Source organism: Mesorhizobium sp. M0195, from assembly GCF_040322115.1.
In the GTDB taxonomy this organism is placed as follows: Bacteria; Pseudomonadota; Alphaproteobacteria; order Rhizobiales; family Rhizobiaceae; genus Mesorhizobium.
In genome coordinates, this window is record NZ_JAMYSV010000001.1 from 277,313 (window position 1) to 293,628 (window position 16,316).

22 protein-coding genes are annotated in these 16,316 nt (G+C 63.3%); 5 read left to right on the forward strand and 17 right to left on the reverse strand.

Annotation, left to right across the window (positions count from 1 at the left end; genetic code table 11):
* Positions 1-44 precede the first annotated feature (44 nt).
* The 4 genes from NKJ12_RS01355 to gcvA form a co-directional block, all read right to left on the reverse strand.
* On the reverse strand, positions 45-869 hold the full coding sequence (locus NKJ12_RS01355; RefSeq protein WP_254815835.1) for a carbohydrate ABC transporter permease: 825 nt from the start codon (positions 867-869) through the stop codon (positions 45-47).
* Between the two features lie 11 nt (positions 870-880).
* Entirely contained in the window at positions 881-1,753 is an 873-nt protein-coding gene (locus NKJ12_RS01360) for a carbohydrate ABC transporter permease (RefSeq protein WP_031195183.1), read from the reverse strand.
* A gap of 114 nt (positions 1,754-1,867) precedes the next feature.
* Positions 1,868-3,178, reverse strand: a complete 1,311-nt coding sequence (locus tag NKJ12_RS01365; protein ID WP_352701036.1) for an ABC transporter substrate-binding protein — start codon at positions 3,176-3,178, stop codon at positions 1,868-1,870.
* A 214-nt stretch (positions 3,179-3,392) separates the two neighbouring features.
* A complete protein-coding gene (gene gcvA / locus NKJ12_RS01370) occupies positions 3,393-4,304 on the reverse strand; it encodes a transcriptional regulator GcvA (protein WP_352701037.1) in 912 nt (303 codons plus the stop codon).
* Positions 4,305-4,414: 110 nt separating this feature from the next.
* Between gcvA and NKJ12_RS01375 the strand changes: the two genes are divergently transcribed.
* Positions 4,415-4,600, forward strand: coding sequence for a hypothetical protein (locus NKJ12_RS01375; RefSeq protein ID WP_254815832.1), 186 nt, complete (start codon positions 4,415-4,417; stop codon positions 4,598-4,600).
* 75 nt (positions 4,601-4,675) lie between these two features.
* Here NKJ12_RS01375 and NKJ12_RS01380 read toward each other — a convergent pair whose 3' ends face one another.
* On the reverse strand, positions 4,676-5,635 hold the full coding sequence (locus NKJ12_RS01380) for a sugar-binding transcriptional regulator (RefSeq protein WP_352701038.1): 960 nt from the start codon (positions 5,633-5,635) through the stop codon (positions 4,676-4,678).
* A 362-nt stretch (positions 5,636-5,997) separates the two neighbouring features.
* Between NKJ12_RS01380 and NKJ12_RS01385 the strand changes: the two genes are divergently transcribed.
* The gene (locus tag NKJ12_RS01385; protein WP_352701039.1) at positions 5,998-6,630 is read left to right on the forward strand and encodes an HAD family hydrolase; all 633 of its coding nucleotides are present in this window, start codon (positions 5,998-6,000) and stop codon (positions 6,628-6,630) included.
* A 22-nt stretch (positions 6,631-6,652) separates the two neighbouring features.
* On the opposite strand, the gene NKJ12_RS01390 is transcribed toward NKJ12_RS01385, so the two are convergent.
* The 7 genes from NKJ12_RS01390 to ureC all read right to left on the reverse strand — a co-directional run bounded on the left by NKJ12_RS01390 (position 6,653) and on the right by ureC (position 12,253).
* Complete coding sequence (locus tag NKJ12_RS01390) at positions 6,653-7,420, reverse strand: class II aldolase and adducin N-terminal domain-containing protein (protein WP_352701041.1); 768 nt, start codon at positions 7,418-7,420, stop codon at positions 6,653-6,655.
* An 81-nt stretch (positions 7,421-7,501) separates the two neighbouring features.
* Positions 7,502-8,143 (reverse strand): urease accessory protein UreG, encoded by a 642-nt coding sequence (gene ureG, locus NKJ12_RS01395; RefSeq protein WP_254815829.1) that lies wholly within the window; start codon positions 8,141-8,143, stop codon positions 7,502-7,504.
* Complete coding sequence (locus NKJ12_RS01400) at positions 8,140-8,580, reverse strand: DUF3995 domain-containing protein (protein ID WP_352701042.1); 441 nt, start codon at positions 8,578-8,580, stop codon at positions 8,140-8,142. The genes ureG and NKJ12_RS01400 overlap by 4 nt, the downstream gene beginning before the upstream one ends.
* Positions 8,577-9,278: an urease accessory protein UreF gene (locus tag NKJ12_RS01405; protein WP_502905687.1), complete on the reverse strand. Its 702-nt coding sequence runs from the start codon at positions 9,276-9,278 to the stop codon at positions 8,577-8,579. Before NKJ12_RS01405 ends, NKJ12_RS01400 begins: the two co-directional genes overlap by 4 nt.
* A complete protein-coding gene (locus tag NKJ12_RS01410; protein ID WP_352686338.1) occupies positions 9,259-9,843 on the reverse strand; it encodes an urease accessory protein UreE in 585 nt (194 codons plus the stop codon). Before NKJ12_RS01410 ends, NKJ12_RS01405 begins: the two co-directional genes overlap by 20 nt.
* A 56-nt stretch (positions 9,844-9,899) precedes the next feature.
* A complete protein-coding gene (locus NKJ12_RS01415; protein ID WP_352686335.1) occupies positions 9,900-10,493 on the reverse strand; it encodes a hypothetical protein in 594 nt (197 codons plus the stop codon).
* A gap of 47 nt (positions 10,494-10,540) precedes the next feature.
* The gene (gene ureC, locus NKJ12_RS01420; RefSeq protein WP_502905688.1) at positions 10,541-12,253 is read right to left on the reverse strand and encodes an urease subunit alpha; all 1,713 of its coding nucleotides are present in this window, start codon (positions 12,251-12,253) and stop codon (positions 10,541-10,543) included.
* Between the two features lie 179 nt (positions 12,254-12,432).
* Here ureC and NKJ12_RS01425 point away from each other — a divergent pair, with 179 nt between their 5' ends.
* Both NKJ12_RS01425 and NKJ12_RS01430 read left to right on the forward strand, forming a co-directional pair.
* Positions 12,433-12,816 (forward strand): hypothetical protein, encoded by a 384-nt coding sequence (locus NKJ12_RS01425; protein ID WP_023677006.1) that lies wholly within the window; start codon positions 12,433-12,435, stop codon positions 12,814-12,816.
* Between the two features lie 126 nt (positions 12,817-12,942).
* The gene (locus NKJ12_RS01430; protein ID WP_352701044.1) at positions 12,943-13,437 is read left to right on the forward strand and encodes a hypothetical protein; all 495 of its coding nucleotides are present in this window, start codon (positions 12,943-12,945) and stop codon (positions 13,435-13,437) included.
* Positions 13,438-13,463: 26 nt separating this feature from the next.
* Here the strand turns inward: NKJ12_RS01430 and NKJ12_RS01435 are convergent, their stop codons facing one another.
* From NKJ12_RS01435 to NKJ12_RS01455, 5 genes are read right to left on the reverse strand one after another with little or no spacing between them, the layout of a single operon-like run.
* Positions 13,464-13,769, reverse strand: coding sequence for an urease subunit beta (locus NKJ12_RS01435; protein WP_352476983.1), 306 nt, complete (start codon positions 13,767-13,769; stop codon positions 13,464-13,466).
* Between the two features lie 7 nt (positions 13,770-13,776).
* On the reverse strand, positions 13,777-14,370 hold the full coding sequence (locus NKJ12_RS01440) for a HupE/UreJ family protein (protein ID WP_352701409.1): 594 nt from the start codon (positions 14,368-14,370) through the stop codon (positions 13,777-13,779).
* A gap of 35 nt (positions 14,371-14,405) precedes the next feature.
* Positions 14,406-14,663, reverse strand: a complete 258-nt coding sequence (locus tag NKJ12_RS01445; protein WP_352701045.1) for a DUF1272 domain-containing protein — start codon at positions 14,661-14,663, stop codon at positions 14,406-14,408.
* Between the two features lie 19 nt (positions 14,664-14,682).
* A complete protein-coding gene (locus NKJ12_RS01450; RefSeq protein ID WP_023677011.1) occupies positions 14,683-14,985 on the reverse strand; it encodes an urease subunit gamma in 303 nt (100 codons plus the stop codon).
* Between the two features lie 28 nt (positions 14,986-15,013).
* Complete coding sequence (locus NKJ12_RS01455; protein WP_502905689.1) at positions 15,014-15,856, reverse strand: urease accessory protein UreD; 843 nt, start codon at positions 15,854-15,856, stop codon at positions 15,014-15,016.
* A gap of 202 nt (positions 15,857-16,058) precedes the next feature.
* Between NKJ12_RS01455 and NKJ12_RS01460 the strand changes: the two genes are divergently transcribed.
* On the forward strand, positions 16,059-16,313 hold the full coding sequence (locus tag NKJ12_RS01460; RefSeq protein ID WP_352509366.1) for an acyl carrier protein: 255 nt from the start codon (positions 16,059-16,061) through the stop codon (positions 16,311-16,313).
* Positions 16,314-16,316 lie beyond the last annotated feature (3 nt).

Genomic DNA, 16,316 nt, shown 5'->3' on the forward strand with positions numbered 1-16,316 from the left:
CCCCCGAAGGGCTATCTTTTCGTTTTTGCGTCAGGCGATGCCCGCTACTTTACCGCACCGAATGTCAGGCCTCGGACCAGCTGCTTCTGGCTGAACCAGCCCATGATCAGGATCGGCGCGATCGCCAGCGTCGAGGCGGCCGAAAGCTTGGCCCAGAACAGCCCCTGCGGGCTGGAGAAGGAGCTGATGAAAGCGGTGAGCGGCGCTGCCTCGGTGGTGGTCAGCCGGATCGTCCAGAACGCCTCGTTCCAGGCGAGAATGATGTTGAGCAGCATGGTCGAGGCGATGCCGGGCACCGCCATCGGCGTCAGCACGTAGATTATCTCGTTCCACAGCGATGCGCCGTCCATGCGCGCCGCTTCCAGGATCTCGCCAGGGATCTCGCGAAAATAGGTGTAGAGCATCCAGACCACGATCGGCAGGTTGATCAGCATCAGCATGACCATCAGGCCGATGCGGCTGTCGAGCAATCCGGTGTCGCGGAAGATCAGATAAATCGGAAACAGCACGGCGACGGCCGGCATCATCTTGGTGGAAAGCATCCACATCAGGATGTCCTTGGTGCGTTTGCCCGGCGAAAACGCCATCGACCATGCCGCCGGTATGGCGACGAGCAGAGCCAGGACGGTCGAGCCGACCGAGAGGAACACCGAGTTGAGGAAGAATTTGAAATAGCCGTTCTGCGCCTGGACCTCGGAATAGCTCTCCATGGTTCCCGACGGGAACAGGTTGAAGCCCTGGATGGCCTCCTGCTCCGACTTGAACGAGGTGATGATCGTATAGAGGATCGGGAAGAAGATCAGCAGGGCGACGATCCAGGCGGCCGCGGTCGCAATCGTCTTGTGCTGGGTGGTGACTGCACGTGCCATCTTATCCTCCCTTATTTGTCCAGGTTCTTGCCGACGGCGCGCATGGCGAAGAAGGCGACGATGTTGGCGAGAATGACGGCGATGATGCCACCGGCGGACGCCTGGCCGATTTTGAATTCCAGCAATGCCTTCTGGTAGACGAGGAAGGGCAGGTTGGTGGAGGCATAACCCGGGCCGCCATTGGTGGTGACCAGTATCTCGGCATAGACCGACAGCAGGAAGATCGTCTGGATCAGGATGACGACGGTTATGGCGCGCGACATATGCGGCAGCGTCAAATAGATGAAGCGGCTGATGAAGCCGGCGCCGTCCATTTCGGCGGCTTCCTTCTGCTCGCCGTCGAGCGACTGAAGCGCGGTCAACAGGATCAGTGTCGCAAACGGCAGCCACTGCCAGGCGACGATGATGATGATCGCCAGGAGCGGGTGCTGCCCGAACCAGTCGATCGGCTGCCCGCCGAAGAAACGCGCAATATCGGCGAAGACGCCGTATTGCGGATGCATGATCATGTTCTTCCAGACAAGTGCCGCCACCGGCGGCATGACGAAGAACGGCGAGATGACGAGGATGCGGACGATGCCTTGTCCCCACATCGGCTGGTCGAGCAGAAGGGCCAGCAGGATACCGCCGATCACCGTGATCAAAAGCACGCTGACGACGATGGTGAGCGTGTTGAGGATCGACTGCAGGAATGCCGGGTTGGAATAGAACAGCGCGTAGTTCGAAAACCCGACGAAGCCGTCGCGCATCGGATTGAGCGGGTTGTACTGCTGGAAGGAGAACCACAGCGTGAATGCCAGCGGCACAATCATCCAAACCAGCAGCAGCACCACGGATGGCGCCATCATGAAGCGGGCAAGCGAACGGGTCTGCTGAGTAGCCATGACGGTCACCCTTCGAGGTCGGCCAAGTTTTTCAGCGGCGTAAAGTTGGCCGCCCGAACTGGGATTCGGGCGGCCCGTGCCGGCTGCCATGGGCAACCGGCACCGGGAGGCGCCTTATTTGATGTACCCGCCCTCGGTCATCGTCGCGGTGGCGGCGTCCTGTGCCTGCTTCAAGGCGTCGTCGACGCTCGTCTGGCTGGCAAGGGCGGCCGAGAAGAGCTGGCCGACAGTGGTGCCGAGACCCTGGAACTCGGGGATGGCGACGAACTGGACGCCGACATAGGGCACCGGCTTGACGGTCGGGTGTGTCGGGTCGGCGGCGTTGATGGAATCCAGCGTCATTTTCGCGAAAGGCGCCGCCTTCTGGTACTCCGGGTTGTTGTAGAGCGAGGTGCGCGTTCCGGGCGGAACGTTGGCCCAGCCTTCCTTTGAAGCGACCAGTTCGAGATAGTGCTTCGAAGTCGCCCAGGAAACGAACTTTTGAGCGGCGTCGGCCTTCTGCGTGCCGGCGGGGATGGCCAGCGACCAGGCCCACAGCCAATTGCCGCGCTTGCCGAGGCCATTGTCCGGGGCCAGCGCATAGCCGACCTTGTCGGCGACGGTCGAGTTCTTCGGGTCGGAGACGAAGGACGCAGCGACGGTAGCGTCGATCCACATGCCGCATTTGCCCTGCTGGAACAGCGCCAGGTTTTCGTTGAAGCCGTTGGACGACGCGCCCTCGGGGCCGTCGGCCTTCATCAGGTCGACATAGAACTGCAGCGTGTTCTTCCATTCGGGCTGGTCGAATTGCGGCTTCCAGTTCTCGTCGAACCAGCGCGCTCCGAAGGAGTTCGACATGGCGGTCAGGAAGGCCATGTTCTCGCCCCAGCCGGCCTTGCCGCGCAGGCAGACGCCGTTCACGCCGTTGGCGCGGTCGGTCATCTTGTCGGCGGCCTGCTTGATGAAGTCCCAGGTCGGTGCATCGGGCATTTCGAGCCCGGCCTTGTCCATCAGGTCCTTGCGGTACATGACGAAGGAGCTTTCGCCGTAAAACGGCGCTGCGTAGAGCTTGCCGTCGACCGACAGGCCGCCGGCTATGGCCGGGATGATGTCCTTGACGTCATAATCGTCACCGAGCTTGTCGAGCGGCAAAAGCCAGTTCTGCTTGGCCCAGATCGGCACCTCATAGGTGCCGATGGTCATCACGTCGTACTGGCCACCCTTGGTGGCAATGTCGGTGGTGACGCGCTCGCGCAGGACGTTTTCCTCGAGCGTGACCCACTGCAGCTGAATGTCGGGATTTTTGGCGGTGAAGTCGTCGGTCAGCTTCTGCATGCGGACCATGTCGCCATTGTTGACCGTGGCGATGGTGATGGATTCGGCATGCGCGGCGAAAGCGAGGGCGCTGGCCGAGAACAGGCCTAGGGTGAACGTGCGAAGTTTCATCAAAATTCCTCCCATAAACCAAGATGAGCATTTGCCTTGGCTGTGGGCAATTACTCACCTGCGATGAATTATGTCAAGACGGAATCGTTGCTGCAGCGCAGCACGCCGGGTCTCGTGCGGCGACAAGCTGGGACGTTTGCGGCATGTCTGACGAAGGATTTCAGCCGGGCTGATTGGGCCCGGAGCTTTGCTGTCGGGCTTGCTGGGATTCAGCCTATTGGCAAGCGATCTCGCTCAGGATCCAATCGCGGAAGGCGCGGATCTTCGGCACGTTGCGCCGCGCCGTCGGATAGACCAGCCAATAGGCGTGGCCGTCGTCACCGACCAGATCAAAGGGCTGGATCAGGCGGCCGTCGGCAAGTTCGGCCTTGAACAGCGCCTTGGTGACGATCGCCACGCCGTGGCCGGCAATCGCGGCATTGGCCTCATAGGCCTGCGCGCCCATGCTGGTGCCGGGGCGCTTGGCCAGTTCCTCGACCGGCAGGCCGGCGGCGGCAAACCAGTCCCGCCACCAGATGTCGCCCGGGTCGAGGATCGGCAGCCGCAGCAGGTCGGCCGGCTCCTTGACGCCGCCGATGCTTGCTGCGAGCTTTGGACTAAGGACCGGCGTGAAATCGGCCCTGAAAAGCATATGGGTCTCGACGCCCGGCCAGTTGCCGCCGCCGGAGCGGATGGCGAGGTCGATATCCTCTCTGGCAAAGTCGACAACCCTGTTCGAAGTATCGACGCGCACCGCCAGCGACGGATGCGCGACCTGGAACGAACCGAGATGCTGGGCCAGCCAATTGGAGGCAAAGGTCAGCAGCGTCGAAACGCAAAGCACGCCGTCGGCGCCGGTGCGCGCGGCGGCATAGGCGCCGCTCAACAGCGCGAATGCTTCGCTGACCGCGGGCGCCAGGCGTTGGCCGGGTTCGGTCAGCACGATCTGTTTTGGCTGGCGCAAGAACAGGGGCGCACCGATGCGCTCCTCCAGAAGCTTGATCTGATAGCTTGCCGCCGCCTGCGTCATGCCAAGCTCCTGGGCGGCCTTGGTGAACGAGAGATGCCGCGCCACCGCTTCGAATACCCGGATCGCCTGAAGCGGAGGAAGCTGCGAAACCAGCTGTCGTGAATTGAGCTCCGGCATAAGCCCTCCTTATGGGCAGTGATCGACGTTTGATTGGCGGCACCGGCCGGGCCTACCGATATTCCGTATTGAAGATCAATTACGCCTAGAGATAGCGAAGGCAGACGATCATGACCACAATACAGGAAAAGCTGCTTCTTGCTCCAGCCCATGGCTGGTTTTCACGGTTGGCGCGGGGATTGGCAAGGCACGCGGCGCGGAAACGGGCCTATCTCGACGTCCGGGAGCTGCCGCCGCATCTGCAGCGCGACATGGGCTTTCTCGACGGCAACGATCCTTGCGGCCGGCACCAGTAGTGACGCTCGTTTTATCGGGAATTCAGATGCGTTTCGATTTCACATGATCGTTTCCGACCGCCAGCGGCTCGGAGATCATGCGCCCGCTAGCAAGGCCGCGGCGGTCCGCTCATCGGTGATCAGGCCGTTGACCAGCCGCCGGTTGACGGCGGCGAAGATGCCCGGCAGCTTGCGGTCGCCCATGGCAAGCGCGATCACCAGCGACTTTTCGCGCGACGGCAGCGGTGCCGACGACACCCGATCATTGGTAATACCCTCGATCATGCGGCCGTCACGATCGAACACCCAGCCGACGATCTCGGCGACGCCGCCTGCCTTCTGCAATGCCTTTAATTCACCCTCCGAAATGAAGCCGTCCTCGTAAAGCGGCGCCTTCGGGCCGAGATCGCCTATGCCGACAAAGGTGACGTCGGCCTCAGCCGCAAGCGCCAGCGTCGGCTGGATCATCGGCTGGCTCAGCAGCATCTCGCGCTCCTCCGGCGAGGAGGCGATGACCGGCAAAGGCATCGGAAACGAGCGCGCCTTGACCCTGTCGGCCATGGTGAAGATGACGTTGTAGAAGGCGGCCGAGCCGTCCGGCGAGATGTTGCCGGTCAGCGATACCACCTTGTGCTGCGGGCATTCCATCGGCGGCAGTTGCTCGATCGCGGCCTTCAGCGTGCGGCCGGTGCCGATCGCCATGACCATCGGCGTCGGCGACCGCAGCCGCCGTTCGATCTCGGCCGCCGCCGCCTCGGCCACGCCGATGACGGTGGAGGAAGAAGAAGGGTCGCTGGGCACCACCTCGACCAGATCAAGCGCAAAGCGCGATTTCAGCCGTGCCGCAAGGTCGAGGCAATTGGCGATCGGATGGTCGACGCGCACCTTGATCAATCCTTCGGAGACTGCGAGCGACACCAGCCGCTGCGCCGTCTGCCGGGAGATGCCAAGCGTGGCGGCGATCTGGTCCTGGGTGTTGCCGGCAACGTAATAGAGCCAGCCGGCGCGCGCCGCATCGTCCAGCCTGTTGCCGCCGCTATCCTGCCGCGAATTCAAGTTCCTGCCTCCCAACCCCGCCGGGCATAAGAGGCGGAGCGCCGTAGTTTCGCAGGGAATGAACTTGCGCGCAATTGCCTATTGCAAGAGCAATTGCTTAGGGCTGAGACTTGGGTATTTGGAGCGAAGTGGCGGGTCGACCCAGTCTCGTCGCAACAGCAAGGCTGTGGAGGTCGCACAATCTCGGTCCAAAGCGCGTCGCGTTCAATCGGGCTTATGCGATGCGCTTTAGACTCTTGCTTTCTATGCATGTCCGTATCGCAAAACCGCTGCACAGTGTTGCGCGACATGCATTAGCGGGGACGCCGCGGTTTATCTCCCGCGCCAAACGCTTTAAGGGATTTTTGAGAATGGAGCCTTGCATGACGCCGAAAGCGGTTTTCTGGGATATGGACGGCACGCTGGTCGACAGCGAGCCGCTGCACGAAGCGGCGCTGATCGCGGCGCTGCACAGTGTCGGCATCGTACCGCCGGCCGACCTGCATGAGCGCGTGCTCGGCATCGCCGCATGGCCGGTCTACGAAATGCTGCGCGACGAGTTCGGCCTCGACCTGCCTTTCGACGACTGGATCGTGCGCAAATACGATCACTATCTGCCGATGGCCCAAACGCTGACGCCGCGCAGAGGCGCGATCGAGATCTTCAACGAGCTGCGCGCGGTTGGCGTACCGCAAGCGGTGGTCTCCAACTCGGACAGGCTGATCGTCGATGCCAATCTGCGCGCCGTCGGCCTCGTCTATCCCGGCATGAAGACGGTCAGCCGGAACGACGTGCGTGAAGGCAAGCCGCATGCCGAACCTTTCCTGCGCGCCGCCTGGCTGGCCGACGTCGATCCCGCCGAGGCCGTGGCGGTCGACGACAGCGTGACCGGCGCCACGGCGGGGCTGGCAGCGGGAATGAAGACGATCTTCTGGCCAGAGGCGCCCATGGAGGGGCCGCCGGGGGCGATTATCATCAACAGCGCCGACGAATTGCGAGCCGAACTCGGGCTTTAAGCCAGGCCCGGCGGGACCGCGCTCAACTCCGGTAGGCGGGTTCCTGCTCGTCGAGGATCGCCTTCAGTTCGGAGAGGTGGCGTTCGGCCTGGCCGGGATAGTCTTCCTGTTCCCTTGCCGCCTTTTCGGCGATCTCGTCCGACAGTACCCGCAGCGGCCGGCCGGTCCACAGCGCCTTGATATAGGTTTCGGCGGCGCGCTCGAAATAGAACATGCGGTTGAAGGTGTCGGCGACGCTGTCGCCGATGACCAGCACGCCATGGTTGCCCATCACCATCACCTTGACCTTCGGGTCGACAAGAAGCTGCGAGCAGCGCTCGCCCTCTTCCTCGAAGGCCAGCCCGCCATAATGAGCGTCGACGACATGGCGGTTGAAGAAGATTGCCGAGTTCTGGTCGACCGGCGGCAGCGTCGAGTCGGCGAGCGAGCCAAGCACGGTGGCGTGGATCGAGTGGACATGCATGACGCAGCGCGCATGACGCACGTTGCGATGAATGGCACCATGCAGGCCCCACGCCGTCGGATCGGGCGCATTCGGGCCGACCAGCGTGTCGGGATCGTTGGCGTCGATCAGAAGCAGATCGCTCGCCTTGATGCGCGAGAAATGCACCTGGTTGGGATTCATCAGGAATTGCGAACCATTGTCGTTGACGGCCAGTGAGAAATGGTTGGCCACCGCCTCGTGCATGTTGAGCCGCGCCGTCCAGCGGAAGGCGCAAGCGAGGTCGACGCGCTCCTCATAGAACGGCAGGTTGGTCAGCACTTCCTTCTGCAGGCGCGTGATGCTCATCGTAAACCTCCGTGAAAGAAGCAAGGATGCCGCGCGGCTGGAACAGGTGCAACCGGTTTCGTTTGGTACAGGCGAGCTCCGCTATGCCGCCGTGCTGGTGGCCGCGCCGACCCGAAGCCCGCCATGCTCGACGATGAAATCGATCACCTCCTGCAGCCCCTTGCCGCGCGACAGGTCGGTGAAGCCGAACGGCCGCTTGCCGCGCATGCGGGCAGCGTCGCGTTCCATGATGTCGAGATTGACGTTCACATAGGGCGCAAGGTCGCTCTTGTTGATGACCAGGAAATCGGACCGGGTGATCGCCGGTCCGCCCTTCCTCGGGATCTCCTCGCCCTGGCAAACCGAGATGACGTAGAGCGTCAGGTCGGCAAGGTCCGGCGAGAAGGTGGCGGCGAGATTGTCGCCGCCCGATTCGATGAAGACGATGTCGAGATCGGGGAATTTTCTGGTCATCTCGGCGATCGCCTGCAGATTGATCGAGGCGTCCTCGCGAATGGCGGTGTGCGGACAGCCGCCGGTCTCGACGCCGACGATGCGATCCTCGGGCAGGGCCTGCAACCTGGCCAGCATCATGGCGTCTTCCTTGGTGTAGATGTCGTTGGTGACGACGGCGATCGAAAACTCGTCACGCAGTGCCTTGCAGAGCTTTTCGGTAAGCGTCGTCTTGCCCGAGCCGACCGGGCCGCCAATGCCGATGCGAAGAGGACCGTTGGGCGATATCATGCGGGGAACTCCGTGACGGCAAGAATGGCGAAGCCAAGCCCGATCAGCAGGCACAGCGGCGAATAATAACGCAGATCGAGCCGCGCGAAAGGCTGTTCGGGCGTCAGCCGACGCCACCACGGCGTGCAGCCGGCAATGCCGCGCGCCAGGAAAACCAGCGCGATGAGAAGCGACGTGGCGGCAAGCCCGGCTTTGGGAAACGGCGTGGCAAAGATGCCCTCGAGCGCCATCGGCCACAGTGTCGCCAGGCCAAGGCATGCGGCAACGGCGAAGCTGGCAAAGGGTGCCGGCATCTCGTCGACGCCATGAAAGCCGATGACCGCACGAGCGCAGGAAGCGGCGTCCCTGCCCGGCCAGATGCCGCCAATGCCCCAATAGACATGCAGTGCTGTGATCGACAGCAGGACGAGCGAGAGGGCGAAAGCGAGGACGATCATGAGCGGAACAACCGCGAATACTGGGCCTCGTGCTTCATCGCCACGATATCCGAGGCGAACGCGCAGCCGCCGAGATCGTCGAGCGTCGAGCCGGCAGCCCGGTCGGCCGTAGCCAGGGCAAGCGGCTCGAAGCCGGCGAGCAGCGCCGTGGCGCCGGTCTGGCCGACGGCGCCGAGCCGGATCGCGGCCTGAAGAAGGTTGGAGAAGAAGGCCTGCAGGAAGGCGGCCAGGGCGTCCCGCAGCGAAATGCCGTGATCGCCGGCAACAGCGCCGACGGCAACGCAATAGGCACATTCGGTCGGCAGGCGATCCAGTACCTGGCACGGCCAGGCGGAGGCTGCTTTCAGGAAAGCGGCGCCCTGCAGCATCGTCTCGGTATGACGCTCGCGCGAGCCTGCCAGAGCTTCGGCAAGGGCGACGATTTCATCGAGATCGCCGGTTTCGCGCGCCCTGCGCCAGCTTTGGGCAAACAGCACCGCATCATTCCAGCCCGAACCCATCTCGACGAGCGTTTCCAGCCACGCGGCGAGATCTTTGCTGTCGGCAACCAGCCCGGCATGCACGGCTTGTTCCAGGCCATGGCTGTAGGAAAAGCCGCCGACCGGGAAGGAAGGCGACAGCCACGCCATCAGCCGCAACAAAGCAATATTGGAAGGCTGGGCAACGCTGGAAGGCCGGTCAGTCATGGTCATGGTCATGCGAATGGCTGTGGGAATGAGAATCGCTATGGCTATGGGAATGCGCTTCGGCGTGGCTGTGCGCATGTGCCTCGGCATGGGCATGGCCGTGCCCGCCATGCGCGGAATAGGCGCCGCGCACCGGCTTGAACGGTTCGGAGACGTCGCTCACAATGGCGCCCAATCCCTCCAGCATCGTCTTAATGACATGGTCGCGCAGGATGAGGATGCGGTTAGCCTCGATGGCGGCGGCGAGATGGCGGTTGCCGATGTGCCAGGCGAGCTCGGCGAGATGGATCGGGTCGCTGCCCCTGATATCGTAGAGCGGCTCTTCGGCCGCGATGATCTCGATGTGGCGGCCATCCTCCAGCACCAGCCGGTCACCATGGTTCAACGTCACCGGTTCGGGCAGGTCGACCAGCACCTTGTCGCTACCGGCCGTTTCGATGGCACGACGGCGCAGATGCCGCTCGTCATGGGCAAGCACCGCCCGGTCGTATGGCGTGGTGGTTCCGGCTTCGCCTGCGGCCAGGACGGCGACTGCGCGCGGGAATTTGGTGAAGTCGGTGCGAATATCGAGCTTCATGTAAAAACTGCCTCTCCCAAAAGCCTAGCCTATCGCGTCCGCCGCCCCAATGGCGCTCAAACAATCGTGTCGAAGAGCCGCATGATAAACGATACCTGATAGACGAGCGCGCCGGCGACAAAGGCGATGTGAAAGCGGCGGTCGCGCAGCAGGACCGCAATGACGCAAAGCGCGACGAAAACCGGCGTGCGGATCAGATATTCGACGCCGAAATGGGCGAAATGCGCCGGCCCTTTCAGCAGCGTGTCGACCACGTCGAGCAGATAGGTCGCCGCCAGCAGGCCGAAGAACCAGGCCCGGCGCGAATAAAAGAAATCCTCATAGCTGGTGTAGTCCAGCATCGAGTCCGGAAACAGCAGCGCGCAGAGCAGGAACAGCGTGACGGCGTAGAAGATGATGAACAGGTATTTGCCGAAGGTCCAATTCTCGATCTGGAAGAGGCCGAACTCCCACCACCAGAAATGCACCAGCATCAAAAGCACCGACGCAACCCAGGCGAGATGCACGGGATAGAGCCGGTACTGGCTGGGATGCTGGACGATACGGGCAAGCCCCGACAAAAGCCGGGTGACGCCAAGGCCGATCACCATGCCCAGGACGATGCGGATATGCGGGAAAATGTCGTGGGCGTAGGGGAGTTGCTGGTCCATAGGCCTGGCGCGGCATGTTCTACATCGGTCGTTCTAACGCCTATGGTTCAGAACAGGAAGTAGCGTTGCGCCATCGGCAGCACGGTTGCTGGCTCGCAGGTCAAGAGTTCGGCGTCGGCGCGGACCTCATAGGTCTCCGGGTCGACCTCGACATGCGGCGTGGCGTCGTTGAGCACCATCGAATGCTTGCCGATGCCGCCGCGGGTGTTCTCGACGGCCACCATCTGCTTGTCGACGCCGAGCCTGCCGCGCAGGCCGGCGTCGAGCGCGGCCTTCGAAACGAAGGTCACCGACGAATTGGTCATCGCCTTGCCGTAGGCGCCGAACATCGGCCGATAGTGCATCGGCTGCGGCGTCGGGATCGAGGCGTTGGGATCGCCCATCGGGGCGGCGGCGATCATGCCGCCGATCAGCACCATGTCCGGCTTGACGCCGAAGAAGGCCGGGTTCCACAGCACAAGGTCGGCGCGTTTTCCGACCGCCACCGAGCCGATGTCCTTCGACAGGCCATGCGCGATGGCCGGATTGATGGTGTATTTGGCGATGTAGCGGCGGACGCGGAAATTGTCGTTGTCGCCGGTCTCCTGCGGCAGCGAACCACGCTGGCGCTTCATCTTGTCGGCGGTCTGCCAGGTGCGGATCGCCACTTCGCCGACGCGGCCCATGGCCTGGCTGTCCGACGAGATGATCGAGAAGGCGCCGATGTCGTGAAGAATGTCTTCGGCGGCGATGGTTTCCTTGCGGATGCGGCTTTCGGCAAAGGCGATGTCTTCGGGGATTGACGGCGACAGATGGTGACAGACCATCAGCATGTCGAGGTGCTCGGCCAGCGTGTTGACCGTGTAGGGACGCGTCGGATTGGTCGAGGACGGAATGACGTTGGGCAGACCGCAGACCTTGATGATGTCAGGCGCGTGGCCGCCGCCGGCGCCTTCGGTGTGGAAGGCATGGATGGTGCGGCCCTTGATCGCCGCGACCGTGTTTTCGACGAAGCCGGACTCGTTCAGCGTGTCGGTGTGGATCATCACCTGCACGTCGTAATCGTCGGCGACCGACAGGCAGCAGTCGATTGCAGCCGGTGTCGTGCCCCAGTCCTCATGCAGCTTCAGCGAGCAGGCGCCGGCGAGCACCATCTCCTCGAGCGCGGCAGGTAGCGACGCGTTGCCCTTGCCCGACAGGCCAATATTCATCGGGAAGGCGTCGAAAGACTGGATCATGCGCGCCAGATGCCACGGCCCCGGCGTGCACGTGGTCGCCAGCGTGCCGTGCGCCGGGCCGGTGCCGCCGCCGAGCATGGTGGTGATGCCCGACATCAGCGCTTCCTCGATCTGCTGCGGGCAGATGAAGTGGATATGCGCGTCGAAGCCGCCGGCGGTCAGGATCTTGCCTTCGCCGGCGATGATCTCGGTGCCGGGACCGATGATGATGGTGACGCCGCCTTGGGTATCCGGATTGCCGGCCTTGCCGATCGCGACGATGCGGCCGTCCCTCAAGCCGATGTCGGCCTTGACGATACCGGCGGTGGCATCGACGACCAGCGCATTGGTGATGACGGTGTCGACCGCGCCTTGCGCGCGTGAAACCTGGCTCTGGCCCATGCCGTCGCGGATGACCTTGCCGCCGCCGAATTTCACCTCCTCGCCGTGAACGGTGAGATCCTTTTCGACCTCGATGAACAGCTCGGTGTCGGCGAGCCGGACTTTGTCGCCAACGGTCGGGCCGTACATCTGCGCATAGGCGGCGCGGGTGATTTTAGCCATCAGCAATTGCTCCCGAAATACAGCCCGAAAATACCGCTTGTCGAAGGCGGGCCCCACATTGCCGCCATCCTATGATCACGCAATGACCCGCTGAGCGACACTTTCCGATCCCATTTGGCGTTTGAGGTGGCCGGGTCACCCCAAAACGACCATTTGCCAATCGATGGAAAGGAACATCCATGCGCAAAACGACCCTTCTGGCAGCCGCCGCCACGCTGGTGCTCGCAACCGCCGCCAGCGCCCAGCAACAGCCTGCGCAGCAGCCCAGTCCGGCGCCGGCCGCGCCTGCTCCTGCCGCGCCCGGAGCGCAGCCACAGGCGCCCACCATCCAGGCGATCAACGTCGTCGACATCAAGGATCTGCCGGCGGACACTCAAGCCAAGGTCAACGAGGTGATCGCCAAGCGCAGCGACGCCGATCTGCAGAAACTGCGCGGCTCGATCGACGCGACACCGCAGGTCAAGTCCGCACTCGAAGCCAAGGGGCTCACCTCGGCGCAGGTGATCGCCGCCAGCATGAGCACCAATGGCGCGCTGACGCTGATCACCAAGAAAGCGAGCTGACGAGACGAGGCGGCGGGCCGGCGCCCGGTCAGCCCGCCGCATCGCAAAGGGAACCTTCACGGGGGACGTTTCGTTTCGGTCCTGTCGCCCTGACACAAGCCTCGAAAAGGACCCTGAGAACGAGCGATGGCGATCACCACCTTCTCCGACACCAGATGGCTGCATGGCATTGCCGCGACCGCGTTTCTGGCCGCCAGCATTCCGCACGCCGCGCTGAACGCGCAGAGCCTCGACAGCGCCGAGACCGTCAACCGGATCGTCGGCTCGGAGGTCGGCCAGGAGGAGACCGAGACAAATGCGGAAGCCGGCAAGGTCAGCTCGGCGATCGACCGCACGCGTGAGAACATCGCTGCCGTGCGAAAGACATCCAAGCTCGACAAAGTCGATATCGTGTTTCTTACCGACGCCGCGCGCACCGAAGGCGGCCCGCCGCCGGCGATCGAAAGCAAGGTCAGGCAACATCGGGACGACATTGCCGAGCTGCGCAAGGAGATCGAGGCGAACGCATTGCTGTTCAACGCTATCGACTCGCGGCGAGTGCAGACCGAGGACGTTCTGGCGGTTGAATTCGACGATTCGGGAAAGGTCGTCATCTATGCGGCGGCCAAGCCGCCCGGCTGAGCCGAAACTGCTCGACGCCTTCGATCTCACAGCTTGCCCATGATCTTCTGCTGAAATCCGTAGACCTCGCGCTTGCCGCCGAACGGCACTAGCGTAACATCGCGCTCCTGGCCGGGCTCGAAGCGCATCGCGGTGCCGGCGGCGATGTCGAGGCGCATGCCCCTCGCCTTGTCGCGATCGAATCTCAGCCCTTCATTGGTCTCGAAGAAATGATAGTGGCTGCCGACCTGGATCGGCCGGTCGCCGCTGTTGGCCACCTTCATGGTGACCGTCGGCAGTCCCTTGTTCAGTTCGATCTCGCCGCTTGCCGTGATGATTTCGCCGGGGATCATCACTGCCTCACAGGATGCCGAAGGCGAGGCCGGCGCCAATCGCGGCACAGGCGGCGCCAGCGGCGCGGGCAAGCCCACTGAAGCGCCAGCCGAGGCCGAGACCAGCCGTGATGCCGACGGCATGGAGCAACGCGGTGGCAACGGCAAAGCCTGCGGTATAGCCAAGCCCAGCGGCATTTTCAGGCACCTCGGTGCCGTGGGCGTAGCCATGGAACAGCGCAAACAGGCCGATGACGGCGACGCCGGCCGAGACGGGAAGATCGACGGCGAGCGCAACCAGCAGCCCGAGTGCCACGACGGACGCCAATATGGCCGGCTCGACGAAAGGCATCGGCACATGCAGCATACCGAGCGCGCCGCCGGCCAGCATGACGCCGACGAAAGCCAGCGGCCATGCCCAGATCGCCTTGCCGCCCCTGAGCGCCGCCCATAGGCCGACGACAATCATCACCGTCATATGATCGAGGCCGGAGAGCGGGTGGGAGAAGCCGGCGGCGAAGGACGAAACCGTGCCGACGCCGACATGGGCATAGGCCGGCATAGCTGCCGCCAGCAGCAGGGCCGCCGACAGCGTCGTGCATTTCATCGTAGCGGGGATCATCGGCGTAGCTTCCATCTTCGAGATCATCATGCCTCTCACGCCGCCTTGCGGGCCGGACCGCAGCCTTCTGCCTTGAGGACGCGCTTGGTCGAGGCCGGATATTTCGTCAGCAGCGCTGCCGGACGGATCGGGCGGGCCGAGAAGTTGCCGCCGCAATTCGGGCAGGCGCCGCCGAGCACGTTTTGTGCGCAGTCGGCGCAGAAGGTGCATTCGAAGGTGCAGATCACCGTGTCCGTCGCATCGGGCGGCAGATCCTTGTCGCAGCATTCGCAGTTCGGACGCAGCTGAAGCATTTTCCTCTCCTTGGCGGTTTTATCTGATCGGCTCGTGCACGGTCACCAGCTTGGTGCCGTCTGGAAACGTCGCCTCGACCTGCACATCGTGGATCATTTCGGCAATGCCTTCCATCACCTGGGCCCGGGTGACGACGTGGGCGCCGGCCTCCATCAGCTCGGCGACGGCGCGGCCGTCGCGGGCACCCTCGACGACGAAATCGGTTATCAGCGCGATCGCTTCCGGATGGTTGAGCTTGACGCCGCGTTCGAGCCGCTTGCGGGCCACGATCGCCGCCATGGCGATCAGCAGCTTGTCTTTCTCCCTCGGCGTCAGATTCATGCGTTTTCCTGCGGTTGCACAATCGAAATCAGAGTGACCATAATTTGGGCAGGCCCGCCCGTCCGTTGAGCAATTCGACAAGCGGCACCAGCCGCTTGCGGAGCTGGTAGCCGTCCTCGGCGAACAGCCGAGCAAGAAGCTTGCCAGATTTCCGCACGCTCCAGAAACTGACGCCGCCCTGGCCGCCGACCATGGCCCGGGCCGGCTCGAGCAAAGCTTCTGCCCGCGGCGACACCATCAGCAGCGTCGCCACCGCGATGCCGCCACCGGCAACCGCCGGACGATTCAAGGTGACGGCAATGTCGGGGCCGATGCGGAACTCCTCGGCGTGAATCAGCGCCCCGTCCTGGCGGACGCGCCAGCGGTCATGGAATTGGCCTTGCCAAGCCCGTTCGCCCATGGCCAGGCGGCCGAAGACGGTAGCTTCCAGGATCAGCGCCTCGGCTCCGGCGGCAAGCTCCACGTCAAGCGTGCGGGCAAAGGCCGAGCGGTCGAAGACGATGGTTTCCTGCGGCAGCCAGGCAATGTGGCCGCCTTCGCCGGCGCTCAATTGCACCCGCACTTCGGCGCGGTCGGATGCGGCGCGGTAGATTTTCTCGCAGGCCTGCGTCGTTATCGTTGCGGACGCGCCGGCACCGACATCGACCTCCCAGGCGAGACGGTCGCCACCGGTCAGCCCGCCGGCGGTGTTGATCAGGACGGCTTCGAGCGGATCGGCCGAGACTGCCGGCATGCGGATCTTGGCCGCGCCGTCCTGGTACAGGCGCCGAAGACGCGTGCGGCCTCCGTTCCAGTCGCAGCCAAGCCGTGCAACGCCGGCAACGCGCTGGGCCGGCGGCACTGAGGTCAAGCTATATGCGATCGTGTCCACGACACCAACGTTAAGCACTGCGGCGGCTTTGTCGATATATAGCTTGTTGCTTGACAGCGTTTCGGTTTCTATAGAGGGAGCCACCTTGGTACGGTCACCGGCGCCTGGCGGGGGTAAAAGGCGACGATGACGACGTAATCGAGCACAAAAGGGGCGCTGATCAGTTGGCGTCGGGAAACGACAGAGTTGGGGAAGAAACCGAATGGCTGACCAGCTGGCAAACGATATCATCGCCAAGATCAAGGCTCATGCCGAGCCGGGCGGCGAGGAAATCACCACCGGTACCGAACTGACCGCGCTTGGCATCCATTCGCTGGAACTGACGGAGATCATCTTCGATCTCGAGGAAGAGTATGGCATCGAAATCGAGATGAACACGGTCGATGCCTGGAGCAATCTGAAGAATGTCGGCGACATGGTCGAGGCGGTTCGCGCGCTGATCGCGAAAAAAGCCTGACTG